This is a genomic window from Streptomyces cucumeris, from assembly GCF_024295805.1.
In the GTDB taxonomy this organism is placed as follows: domain Bacteria; phylum Actinomycetota; class Actinomycetes; order Streptomycetales; family Streptomycetaceae; genus Streptomyces; species Streptomyces cucumeris.
In genome coordinates, this window is sequence record NZ_JANCLX010000003.1 from 91,726 (window position 1) to 103,037 (window position 11,312).

The 11,312-nt window shown below is 72.3% G+C and carries 10 protein-coding genes; 2 read left to right on the top strand and 8 right to left on the bottom strand.

What is annotated here, in order from left to right; translation table 11 throughout:
* Positions 1-65: 65 nt before the first annotated feature.
* The 7 genes from NMK44_RS05720 to NMK44_RS05750 all read right to left on the bottom strand — a co-directional run bounded on the left by NMK44_RS05720 (position 66) and on the right by NMK44_RS05750 (position 8,388).
* Entirely contained in the window at positions 66-974 is a 909-nt protein-coding gene (locus NMK44_RS05720; protein WP_254738935.1) for an NADP-dependent oxidoreductase, read from the bottom strand.
* A gap of 636 nt (positions 975-1,610) precedes the next feature.
* Complete coding sequence (locus NMK44_RS05725) at positions 1,611-2,948, bottom strand: cytochrome P450 (RefSeq protein ID WP_254738937.1); 1,338 nt, start codon at positions 2,946-2,948, stop codon at positions 1,611-1,613.
* An 87-nt stretch (positions 2,949-3,035) separates the two neighbouring features.
* Positions 3,036-4,823, bottom strand: coding sequence for an acyl-CoA dehydrogenase family protein (locus tag NMK44_RS05730; protein ID WP_254739445.1), 1,788 nt, complete (start codon positions 4,821-4,823; stop codon positions 3,036-3,038).
* Positions 4,824-4,907: 84 nt separating this feature from the next.
* Complete coding sequence (locus tag NMK44_RS05735) at positions 4,908-5,438, bottom strand: EF-hand domain-containing protein (protein ID WP_254738939.1); 531 nt, start codon at positions 5,436-5,438, stop codon at positions 4,908-4,910.
* A 120-nt stretch (positions 5,439-5,558) separates the two neighbouring features.
* A complete protein-coding gene (gene dmpG / locus NMK44_RS05740; RefSeq protein ID WP_254738941.1) occupies positions 5,559-6,614 on the bottom strand; it encodes a 4-hydroxy-2-oxovalerate aldolase in 1,056 nt (351 codons plus the stop codon).
* Positions 6,611-7,573, bottom strand: a complete 963-nt coding sequence (locus NMK44_RS05745) for an acetaldehyde dehydrogenase (acetylating) (RefSeq protein ID WP_254738943.1) — start codon at positions 7,571-7,573, stop codon at positions 6,611-6,613. The genes dmpG and NMK44_RS05745 overlap by 4 nt, the downstream gene beginning before the upstream one ends.
* Positions 7,570-8,388, bottom strand: coding sequence for a 2-keto-4-pentenoate hydratase (locus NMK44_RS05750; RefSeq protein ID WP_254738945.1), 819 nt, complete (start codon positions 8,386-8,388; stop codon positions 7,570-7,572). The genes NMK44_RS05745 and NMK44_RS05750 overlap by 4 nt, the downstream gene beginning before the upstream one ends.
* A 150-nt stretch (positions 8,389-8,538) precedes the next feature.
* Here NMK44_RS05750 and NMK44_RS05755 point away from each other — a divergent pair, with 150 nt between their 5' ends.
* Both NMK44_RS05755 and NMK44_RS05760 read left to right on the top strand, forming a co-directional pair.
* Positions 8,539-9,267: an IclR family transcriptional regulator gene (locus NMK44_RS05755; protein WP_254739447.1), complete on the top strand. Its 729-nt coding sequence runs from the start codon at positions 8,539-8,541 to the stop codon at positions 9,265-9,267.
* A gap of 39 nt (positions 9,268-9,306) precedes the next feature.
* On the top strand, positions 9,307-10,332 hold the full coding sequence (locus tag NMK44_RS05760; RefSeq protein WP_254738947.1) for a LysR substrate-binding domain-containing protein: 1,026 nt from the start codon (positions 9,307-9,309) through the stop codon (positions 10,330-10,332).
* Here NMK44_RS05760 and NMK44_RS05765 read toward each other — a convergent pair.
* Entirely contained in the window at positions 10,317-11,309 is a 993-nt protein-coding gene (locus NMK44_RS05765; RefSeq protein ID WP_254738949.1) for an amidohydrolase family protein, read from the bottom strand. The two genes, NMK44_RS05760 and NMK44_RS05765, sit on opposite strands and share 16 nt — an antisense overlap.
* Between the last annotated feature and the right edge of the window lie 3 nt (positions 11,310-11,312).

The following is an 11,312-nucleotide window of genomic DNA, read 5'->3' on the forward strand; positions in this document are numbered from 1 at the left end:
TATCGGTGGTTCTCCGCACGGGGCGGTGGGGTCGGTGGGGATCGGGGAGATCGGAGAAGGAGGGGTCAGGGAAGGAGGAGGATCTTCCCCTGGTTGCGGCGGGCTTCGATGTCGGCGTGCGCGCGGGCGGCCTCGGCGAGCGGGTAGGTCCGCCAGACGGGGATGTCGAGCCTGCCCGCGGCGATCAGCGCGGCCAGCTCGGGCAGGGCACCGGGGAAGCGGTCGGCCGGGTCCGTACCGGTGAACCGCACCCCGTGCTCGGCGGCGGACGGGTCGGCGATGGTGATGACCCTGCTGGGGTCACCGGCCAGCGCGACGGAATCGGCGAGGACACCCGCGCCGGAGGCGTCGAGGACGAAGTCCACACCGTCCGGCGCGACGGCCCCGACGCGCTCCGCCCAGCCCTCGCCGTACCGCACGGCGGTGGCCCCGAGCCCGTTGACGCGTGCGGCGTCCCGCTCGGCGGTGGTGCCGATTACCATGATTCCGCGGGCGGTGGCAAGCTGCACCGCGACGGTTCCGACGCTGCCGCCCGCGCCGTGGATCAGCAGGGTCCGCCCCGGCTCCGCACCGAGGTGCTCAAGCGCCCGGTAGGCGGCCTCGCCGACCGTGATCATCGCGGCCGCGGTCTCCGCGGACAGCCCCTCGGGCCGGGGGAAGGGCCGGTCGAGCAGGGCGTACTCGCTGTAGCCACCGGTGGCGGCGACCCCGAAGACCTCGTCGCCGACCGCGGCGGAAGCGCCCTCCCCCACCGCGTCGACGACCCCGGCCACGTCCCAGCCCGGGACCATCGGGAACTCGACCGGGAAGATCCCCCGCATCAGCCCGGCACGGATGCGCACATCGATCGGGTTGACGGAGGCGGCCTGTACGCGGACGCGGACCTGACCCGGGCCCGGTTCGGGGGTGGCGACCCGCGAGGGAGTGAGGACATCGGGTCCGCCGTACGCGGAGAAGGTGATCGCGGTGGACATGGGGCACTCCTTGGGGGTGAGGGGCCGCACGGAGCATTAATCATCCAGTGCGTGTGATTTCTTTGTATCACACAGGGTGGATGATTCGAATGATGACACGCATCACACATGACGTATGATTCATACGTTCGCCCTGGTCACCCCGGGTGAGTAGCGGAATCAGCGCCCAGGCGGTGGGGCGGAAACACGGCTGGAGCCGCCCGCAGGAGAAGGCGAGCGCTCGACAGGGGTGGACGACATCGGCGGCGGGGGCCAGATGGACCCCCGGCTCTTCCCGGCAGCACTCAGGAGGCGGTGCCGGGCGTGCCCGGATGCGTCAGGTGAACAGCCCGATATACGACGAGGCGAGGCTGGTGATCAGCCAGAACAGCCCGTAGGTCATACCGATGATGAGGAGTATCGCCAGCACATTGTCTATCTTGCCGACCAGTGTGACAGGCGGGCGAGGCTCCAGGTCACGTGAGCTCATTTGCTCAATATACGACAAGAAGTGGGCTTACGTGGAGGCATGTTGATGTTCCTGCGATCCTACGGTCTCCGTTCGTTCATCTGAACCGACCTCGGCGCGGCCGCCGGGGCGCCGAACCCCCGGCGAACCCCTGCCGATCCCCCACTGATCTCCCGGCCGGACCGGTACTACCGCCGCTCACGGAGCCGGATCCGTCCGCCCCGGGCGGGGATGAGCGTCACCGACACCAGCCGTGCCGGTTCCAGGGCACCGGCCGGTTCGGGGACGGCCAACGCGAGGAGCTCCCGGAGGACGGTCTCGATCTCGAGCTGGGCCAGCGACACCCCGATGCAGCGCCGCACACCACCGCCGAACGGGGTCAGCGCGTACGGCGTCTGGTCCGTGCCCAGATGTCGCCCGGGCCGGAAGACGTCCGGTGCGGGCCACAGCTCGGGGTCGAGCTGGGTGACCGGGAACAGTGCCGCGACGAACGCGTGCCGCGGCACCGGGTGGCCACCGAGCTCCGTGTCCTGCGCCGCGGTGCGCATGGCGTTGTAGACGGCGGGACGCAGTCGGCCGGACTCCTTGATCACCGCCTTGAGCAGACGGTCCGAACCCGCGTCGAGATCGTCGATGAGGTCGTCGCGGGCGGCGGGGTGGTGGGCGAGCAGATGCAGCGTCCAGGCGATCGTGGTCGCCGTGGTCTCGTACCCGGCCAGCACGAGGCCGGTCAGCTCGTCGAGGAGCCGGCCGTCGTCCAGTCCGGCCCCGTGCTCGTCACGCGCGTCGAGCAGCAGGGACAGTACGTCGTCGCGGTCGGCCCGGTCGGGCGCGGCCCGGCGGGCGGCGATCTCCGCACGCGTCAGGTCCCGTACGGCCGCGCGGCGGCGGTGGAAGCCGCCGCCCGGCGAGAGCGGCCCGAGATCGCGCCGCAGCGGTTCGGGCAGGAACAGCACGGCGAGGTTGGCCGTGCCGACGAACGCGTTCAGCGCGTGCCGGAAGGCGGCGACCCGGGCCGGGTCCGTCAGACCGAAGACGACCCTGAGGATGACATCGAGCGTCAGCCGCTGCGCCCACGGCCGTACGGGTACGCCGTCGCCGGTCAGCAGGCCGGGCAGTCCGGTGTGCACGAGGTCCCGCACCCGCCCCGTCCAGCGGGTGATCCGCGCCCCGTGGAACGGGGGCAGCAGGAGCTTGCGGTGGTCCAGGTGCACCGGTGGCGGGGTGCAGATCAGCGATCCGGCACCGACCGCGGGCGCCAGCAGGGCGGCGGCATCGCCGCCGGTGAAGCGCTCGTGGTCGGTCAGCACCGCCCGGTTGGCGGCGGCGTCTGCCGCGCACACCAGGGCCCCGCGGTAGGGGTACGCGCGGAGCGAGAACACCGGGCCGAACCGCCGCCGCAGGGCGCGCGGATAGCCCTGGGGGTCCCGGAGCATCCGGACCGTCTGCACGGCCCGCGGCGCCCGGGCGGCGGGCGGGAAGAGCCGGGGATCCCACCGCGGCTCCCGGGTGAACGCGTCGCTCATGGCCGGTGCCCCTCCTCACGTCGGCGGACGGCGGATGACGGACGGCGGACGGCGGACCGGGGTGCGGACGGCCGGTTCCGGTCCGGCTCAGCCGGCCGGCCCCGACTGCCAGGGGCCCGCCGGGTCGTCGTAGGCGGCGGTGTAGTCCTCGGTCGCGATGGGCGCCTGGAGGAGCGCGTCCGGCACGGCGAACGCCGCCACGAGGGCGAGCGCGTGGGGGGCCAGCGCGGCGCCGAGACGGTCGACGGCGGGGGCCAGATCACGGACCGCTTCGGTGGTGAGGTGTCCGTCCGCCAAGAGCTGACCCGTGTGCGGGGCAAGGCGCTGCAGGACGAACAGCCGGAAGAGCCGCTCGAGCACCTGCCGCGTGGCGTCGTCGGCGATGCTGTCGGCGGCGGCCAGGAACGCCTGGGCGGCCCGCCGGGTGGCATACGCGTCGACGAGGGCCAGGGCCGGGTTCACCACATGGTTCCAGCGGTCCATCGGATCGGTGCTGGGCAGGTTGAGCCGACCGCGGGCGTGATGGAGACAGTGCAGCTCATGACGGACGAGCAGGTCGAGCAGAAGGGCGCGGTCGGTCAGCGGACCGCTCCGCGCGGCGGGTGCCGCGGGCGGGGCGTAGCCGCGGCCGGTCAGCATGTCGGCGGCGGCCTTGGTCCAGATGACCAGATTGTCCCCTTCGGCCGTGATGGTGCTCTCGATGGGCGTGATCAGGTCGACGATGCGGTTGGCCGACAGCAGCCCCTGAGCACCGCAACGTTCCCGGCACTCGGTGACGATGTCCCTGGCCTGCCAGGTGATCCAGCCCTTCGCCGCCGCGACGAGGACCTCCTCCCCGGGCGGTCCGGCCTCGGCACCGGTCGCGCGGATGGCCTCGCGCAGCAGGAACGTCGCGGCGTAGGCGCGGGCCACCGCGCCGAGCAGTCTGGTCTGGTGGCAGCGGTAGGCGAAGACCGGGACGGCGGATCTGCTCGCCGGGGCGAAGGTATGCCGCCGATGGGCGTACCGGACGGCCACGGTGAGGCTCGCGCGGGCACCGCCCAGCGCCGCGGCGCTCAGACAGAGCTTGCCCGTGGTGACGCGTTCGATGGACCTCAGGAACCGGCGGCGCCGGCTGCCGATGGTGCTGCGGAAGGCCCCCTCGGCGGTCAGGTCCCCGTGGTCGCCCGCCAGCAGCGCGGTGCGCGGCAGCACCACCCGGTCGAACGAGGTGATGGCGTGGTCGACCGCCGATCCGGGTGTCTCGGACAGCAGGCGCACCCGGATGCCGGGCAGCGGGCCGTGTTCGTCGCGCAGCGGTACGAGGAAGAGGAACACACCGCAGTCCTGGCCCCGGACGATCAGCCGGGCCGCGACCAGACCGCTCTTGCTCCCCCCGGCGGGGCCGGTGTTGGGCATGAACTTCTGGGCCCCGGATGAAGGGGTGTGCAGGACGAAGGTGCCGGTGTCCGGCTGGTGGGTCGCCGTGGTCTCCAGTTCCGCGGCGTTGTTGCCGTATCCGAGCTCGGTGATCAGAACGGTGCCGTACCGCCGCAGCCGGACGAACGGTTCACGGTCCACCGTGCGGTGGGGATCGAGCCGGAGGAGGCTGCCCAGGAAGAGGTTGTAGTGGATGGTGGCGAGGGTGGTCAGGGTGCCGTCGACCACCCCCAGCCACTCGTGCAGTGACACCAGTCGGTCCGTCGAGGCGACCATGTCCTCGACGCCGTCGATGCCCTCGTTGATGACCCGCAGACGCTCATAGGCGAGTTCGGAGCGCTCCGCGGGCGACAATCCGTCGCGGTACCGGAAGACGCCCCGGCAGAAGAATTCCGCCCAGGGTCCGTGCAGATCGCCGAAACGCCCGTCGAAAAGCGTCTCGGTCAACTGCGCCACCGTTACCCGGTCCGCCGGGACGGCAGCGCCGTCGACCGGGGCGCCCGTTTCCCCCACCGCGAGGAGATTCACCGCGGAATTACCTCACAGTGCGCCGAAGAAGAGATGACTCGCGGCGTTGTCCGGATTCTCGTCGCGGTAGTACAGGGTGGCGGCGGTCATCAACTGGTCCTTCGTCAGCTCCCCGTCCCGCTCGGCCAGCCGGTCGAAGGTCGCCCCGGCCTCATCCGCCGGGACACCGATGGCGACCAGGACCGCGATGAAGTCCTCACGGCCGACCCGACCGTCGTCGTCCCGGTCGGCGAGGTGGAATCCCGCCTGGTAGAGCGGGCCGATCAGGGTGTCGAACCGATCGCTCACCTGGTGCAGGGCCTGGCGGAACTCATCCCTGTCGATCCGGCCGTCGCCGTCGGCGTCGGCCGTGTCGCGCAGGGCCCGCCAGTAGTTCATCATCTCGTCGGCGTAGGTCTCCCCCTTCGCCGCGCGCTCCTCGCTGAAGGAGGCGCGGACCCGGCCGGCCATCAGCGTGAAGTCGTCTTCGGCGATCACACCGTCGCCGTTGGCGTCCAGTAAGGAGAAGAGCTTCTCGTATTTCTGATCCAGCAGCGCGCCCATGTGGTCCTCCTGTGCCGACGGTCCGTGCTGAACGGTTCTCCCGAAGCGGATTGAGAATATCGGCGGGCGATCAGATGAATCCACCCGGCGGGGAATCCCCCTTCGAGTGAAAGGCCGATCTCAAAGGTGACGCCGTTCGATTTCCGCTCGGCCCGCCACCAGATCCAGGGCGATATCGGTGATCATGTCCTCCTGGCCGCCGACCATGGCCCGGCGGCCCACCTCGACGAGGAGGGAGCGGGTGTCGAGGCCGTGGCGGACAGCGGCGGCCTCGGCGTGCCGGAGGAAGCTGGAGTAGACCCCGGCGTAGCCGAGGCTGAGGGTTTCGCGGTCGACCCGCACCTCACGGTCCTGGAGCGGGCGGACCAGATCGTCGGCGGCGTCCATCAGCGGGAAGAGATCGCAGCCGTGCTCCCAGCCCATCAGGTCGGCGACGGCGATGAACGCCTCCAGGGGGCAGTTGCCCGCACCGGCGCCCTGGCCCGCGAGGGACGCGTCGACGCGGACGGCGCCGTTCTCCACGGCGACGACGGAGTTGGCGACGCCCAGGGTGAGGTTGTGGTGGGCGTGGATGCCCAGTTCGGTGGCCGGGTCGAGGATGTCGCGGTACGCGCGGAGGCGGTCACGGACCCCGTCCATGGTGAGCCGGCCGCCGGAGTCCGTGACATAGACGCACCGGGCGCCGTAGGACTCCATCAGCTTCGCCTGGCGGGCGAGTTCGGCGGGTTCGGCCATATGGGACATCATCAGGAACCCGGCGACGTCCATGCCCAGCTCACGGGCGGCGCCGATGTGCTGGGCGGAGATATCGGCCTCGGTGCAGTGGGTGGCGACGCGGACCGAGCGGATGCCGAGGGCGTGGGCGCGGCGCAGGTCCGCGACGGTCCCGATACCGGGGAGCAGCAGCGTGGTGGGGACGGCGTGCCGGGCGCTGTCGGTCACCGCCTCGATCCACTCCCAGTCCGTATGGGCGCCGATGCCGTAGTTGACGCTGGAGCCGGAGAGCCCGTCGCCGTGGGCGATCTCGATGGCGCCGACCCCGGCCGCGTCGAGCGCCGCCGCGATGGCGCGGGCTTGGCCGACGGTGTACCGGTGCCGGACGGCGTGCATCCCGTCCCGCAGGGTGACGTCCTGGACGAGGAGCGGACCGGACGGGACGGTGCCGGAGGTGGTCATCGGGGCTCCCCCTGAGCGGTGCGGTGGGCGGCGAGGCGTTCGGCGGTGCGCAGCGCGGCCGAGGTCATGATGTCGAGGTTGCCGGCGTAGGCCGGGAGGTAGTGCGCGGCGCCCTCGACTTCGAGGAAGACCGAGACGCGCAGGGCGGGTCCGGTGGCGCCGGGCGGGAGCAGCCCGCGCAGCGGGTCGTCGGGGGCCACCGGTTCGAACTGCACCCGCTGTTTGAGCCGGTAGCCGGGGACGTAGGTCCGCACGCGGTCGGCCATCTCCTCGACGGAGGCGGTGATGTCCTCGGTGGCGCACGCGGAGACCAGGCAGTGCACGGTGTCCCGCATGATGAGCGGGGGTTCGGCCGGGTTGAGGATGATGATCGCCTTGCCCCGGGCGGCGCCGCCGACCCGTTCGACGGCGCGCGCGGTGGTCTCGGTGAACTCGTCGATGTTGGCGCGGGTGCCGGGCCCGGCGGAGCGGGAGGCGATGGAGGCGACGATCTCGCCGTAGTGCACCGGGGTGACGGCCCCGATGGCGGCGACCACCGGGATGGTGGCCTGGCCGCCGCAGGTGACCATGTTGACGTTGGGGGCGTCGAGGTGGTCGGTGCCGTTGACCGGGGGGACCACGAAGGGGCCGAGCGCGGCGGGGGTGAGGTCGACCAGGGTCCGGCCCAGGGGGCGGAGCACCTGGTCGTGGCGGTGGTGGGCACCGGCCGAGGTGGCGTCGAAGACGATCCCCACATCGGTGAACTCGTCCATGGCCACGAGCCCTTCGACGCCGCCGTGGGTGGTGGCGACGCCCAGCCGGCGGGCGCGGGCGAGGCCGTCGGAGCCGGGGTCGATGCCCGCCATGGCGGCGATCTCCAGGCTCTCCGAAAGCCGTAGCACCTTGATCATCAGATCGGTGCCGATGTTGCCGGAGCCGATGACGGCGACCTTGGTGGGGGCGGGGGTGTCCCGGCTCATCGTCCGCTCCCTTCGGGGGCGAACTCGACCCGTACGGAGCCGAGGTGGGATATACGGGCTTCGAAAGTGTCGCCGGGGGCGGCGGGGACCATCGGGCCGAGCGCCCCGGTCAGCAGCGTCTCCCCGGCGCGCAGCGGGTCGCCCCGCTGCGCCAGGGCGGAGGCCAGCCAGGCCGCGGCGGCGAGCGGGCTGCCCAGGCAGTCGGCGCCGGTCCCTTCGGAGACGGTGGCCCCGGAGCGTTCCAGGGTCATGGTGACCGTGCTCAGGTCGAGGCTGCCGAGCGGGACGGGACGGTCCCCGAGGACGTAGAGGCCGCAGGAGGCGTTGTCGGCGATGGTGTCGACGATGGAGATGTCCCAGTCCGCCACCCTGCTGTCGACGATCTCCAGGGCGGGGAGCGCGTACGCCACCGCGCGCAGTACGTCCCGCGGGGTGCACAGGTGCTGGGGCAGATCCCGTCCGAGGACCAGCGCGACCTCGGCCTCCACCTTGGGCTGGAGCAGCAGTCCGGCCGGGACCACACCGCCGGGGACCGCCATGTCGGCGAAGAGGGTGCCGAAGTCGGGCTGGTCCACGCCGAGCTGGCGCTGTACGGCCGGGGAGGTCAGCCCGATCTTGCGGCCGGTGGTCCGGCGCCCCTCGGCCAGCGCGCGGCGGACGGTGAGCCGCTGCACGGCGTAGGCGGAGGCGAGGTCACCCTCGTCGAAGAGGGTGCGCACCGGGGGGCAGGGCACCAGGGTGCGGGCGGCCCGGTCGAGGGCGTCGGCCGCCTCGTTGACGGCCTCGGAGGTGGTGCGGACGGGGGGTGCGGGCATGGGACGGCCTCCGGGAGGGGACGGCGGTGGAGTGGTGTGCACACCGGGACGATGGGGGGCGCGAGTCCGGGCGAGGAGGTTCCGGTATAGACAGGGCCCGGCCGCCGCGGCAAAGTTCGTTCCGTGACACGGAACAACGCCGCCGGGAACATGCTGGACAAAGCAGGACTGATCCTGGACTGCTTCGCTCCGGAGCGGGAGTCGTACCGCCTGTCGGAACTCTGTGAGCGGACCGGACTGCCGAAGCCGACCGCGCACCGGCTCGCCGCCGATCTGGTCCGGCTGGGGTGGCTGGAGCGCACCGGGCACCGGTACCGGCTCGGGGCGAAGCTCTTCGAGCTGGGCGCGCGGGTGCCCCGGCGCCGGGATCTGCGGGAGGCGGCGCTGCCGTTCCTCCAGGACCTCTTCGAGGCCACCCGGGAGACGGTCCACCTCGGCGTCCGCGAGGGCCTGGACGTGGTGTACGTGGAGCGCGTACACGGCCATGACGCACTGCGGCTGCCCTCCCGCATCGGTGGCAGCCTGCCGCTGAGCTGCACCGGGGTGGGTAAGGCGCTGCTCGCCTTCTCCGGGCCGGAGTTGGCCGACGAGGTGCTCGCCCACCCGCTGCGGAGCCTCACGCCCCGCTCGATCACCGATCCGGCGCTGCTGCGCACGGCCCTGGAGAAGGCGCAGGTCGCCGGGCTCGCCTACGAGGAGGAGGAAGCCGCGCCCGGGGTGAGCTGTATCGCCGCGCCGGTGTTCGCCCGGGGCACGGTGGTGGCCGCGCTCTCGGTGGCCGTGCCCCGGGAGCGGTTCAGCGCCGCCCGGCTCGCCCCCGCCGTCCGGACGGCCGCGCTGGGCCTCTCCCGGGTCCTGCGCGGCGGCCCCGGCGGCTGACCGGAGCCGTCCGGCCGGGGAGTCGGTTACTGTCGTGGCGTGGAGATGCCCCGCCTGTTCGACGGCCGGCTCAAGGTGCGCCACCTGCTGCTGGTGGACGCCCTCTCGCGGCAGGGCACGGTCGTCAGCGCCGCCGCCGAACTCCATGTGACCCAGCCCGCCGCCACCCGCAGCCTGCACGAGGTGGAGGACATCCTCGGGGTGGAGCTGTACGAGCGCGGCCCCCGCGGGGTGACACCCACGGTCTTCGGCGAGGCGTTCACCCAGCACGCGCGGGCGGTGCTGGCGCAACTCGTCCAGGCCGGGCGGCATGTGGTGGAGCTGGCCGAGGCGGACCGCGGGACGGTGGTGGTCGGCACCCATCTGGCCGGGTCCAACATCCTGCTGCCGCGCGCGATCGCCGCCCTGAAGCATGACCACCCCCATCTGACCGTGATCGTGCGCGAGTCCACCCCCGAGGAGCTGCTGCTGGGGCTGGAGGCGGGCCGGATCGACCTGGTGGTGGGCCGGCTGACCGCGCCCTCCGGGGAAGGGCTGCTGCGCCGGCCGCTCTACGAGGAGTCGATCGAACTGACGGTGCGGGCGGGCCATCCGCTGGTCGGCACCTCCGGGATCCGGTTCGCCGATCTGGTGGCCTATCCGTGGATCCTGCCCGGACCGCAGACCGCGCTGCGCGGGGAGGTGGAAGGGCTGTTCGCCCGGCACGGACTCGGTCTGCCGGAGAACCGGGTGGAGACCACCTCCTTCCTGACGGTGCGTCAACTCCTGCTGGAGACGGATGTGGTGGCCGCACTGCCCGCGCTCCTGGTCCGTGATGACGGCAGACTGGCGCAGCTCCCGGTCCCGCTGGAGGCCGTCGGGCACAGCGTGGGGGTGACCACCTCGGCCACCCGTACGCTGAGCCCCTCGGCGCGGGCGATGGTCCGGAGCCTGGAGGAGGCCGCCGCCGGGATGTCCGGCGGCGGACATCCGCAGGACGGGGAGGCAGCCGGTGCGGACGCGGAGACAGCCGGGCCGGACGAGGCGGGGCACGGCGGGCCGGGGGGACGTCAGAGCCCCAGATAGCGCCGGGCGTTACCGCGCTCGATCTTGCGCCGGGCCCGCTCGCCGAGGAAACCGCTCTTGCCGACCACCGCGCCCACCGGGCGCTCGCCCAGCGGGTAGGGGTAGTCGCTGCCGATCATCACCCGGTCCTCGCCGACCGTGTCCACCAGCAGCCGCAGCGCCCGGTCGTCGAAGACCACCGAGTCGACGTAGAAGCGGTCCAGGTAGTGCGAGGGCGGGTGCAGTGAGGTGCCGATCACGTCGTTCCGCCCGTACCAGGCGTTCTCCATCCGGCCCAGCCAGAAGGCGAACGAGCCGCCGCCGTGCGCGAAGCAGATCCGCAGCCGCTCGTCCACCCGGTCGAAGACCCCGCCCAGCACCATGGCCAGGATCGACAGATGGGTCTCGGCGGGCATCGCGGTCAGCCAGCGCGCCATCCACCGGTCAAGGCGGGGCGAGTTGTCCATGTCCCACGGGTGCACGAAGACCGGTACGTCCAGTGCGGCGCAGTGCTGGAGGAAGGTAACCACCCCCGCGCTGTCCAGGTCCCGGTCACCGACGTGGTTGCCGATCTCGACGCCCCGGTGTCCGGCCGCGACACAGCGCTCCAGCTCCCGGCAGGCGGCGTCCGGGTCCTGGAGGGGCACCTGACAGAACGGCAGCAGCCGTTGGGGTGCAGGGGCGACGATCTCCAGCGCCAGGTCGTTGAAGATCCGGGCGATCTTCGCGGCCTCGGCTCCGTCGCGCCCGTAGGAGAAGAACGCCGGGGTGGGCGACACCACCTGGGTGGCCACCCCGTCGGCGTCCATGTCGCGCAGCCGGACCTCGGCGTCCCAGCAGTCCGCCCCGATCCGGCGGAACTCCTTCGAGCCCATCATGATCATGGCCTCCGCCTCTGACTCGATCCGCAGCCACGGGGCCTCCGGCCCGCCCACCCCCGACAGGTCCGGCCAGCCGTGCGGCACATAGTGGGTGTGGACGTCGATCAGGTCCGCCACCGC

Bases quoted from the DNA above. Each gene is read 5' to 3' on its own strand.
- NMK44_RS05735 (WP_254738939.1), bottom strand. From the start codon at position 5,438: ATGGGCGCGCTGCTGGATCAGAAATACGAGAAGCTCTTCTCCTTACTG.
- NMK44_RS05755 (WP_254739447.1), top strand. From the start codon at position 8,539: ATGCTGGACAAAGCAGGACTGATCCTGGACTGCTTCGCTCCGGAGCGG.
- NMK44_RS05720 (WP_254738935.1), bottom strand. From the start codon at position 974: ATGTCCACCGCGATCACCTTCTCCGCGTACGGCGGACCCGATGTCCTC.
- NMK44_RS05745 (WP_254738943.1), bottom strand. From the start codon at position 7,573: ATGAGCCGGGACACCCCCGCCCCCACCAAGGTCGCCGTCATCGGCTCC.
- NMK44_RS05725 (WP_254738937.1), bottom strand. From the start codon at position 2,948: ATGAGCGACGCGTTCACCCGGGAGCCGCGGTGGGATCCCCGGCTCTTC.
- dmpG (WP_254738941.1), bottom strand. From the start codon at position 6,614: ATGACCACCTCCGGCACCGTCCCGTCCGGTCCGCTCCTCGTCCAGGAC.
- NMK44_RS05750 (WP_254738945.1), bottom strand. From the start codon at position 8,388: ATGCCCGCACCCCCCGTCCGCACCACCTCCGAGGCCGTCAACGAGGCG.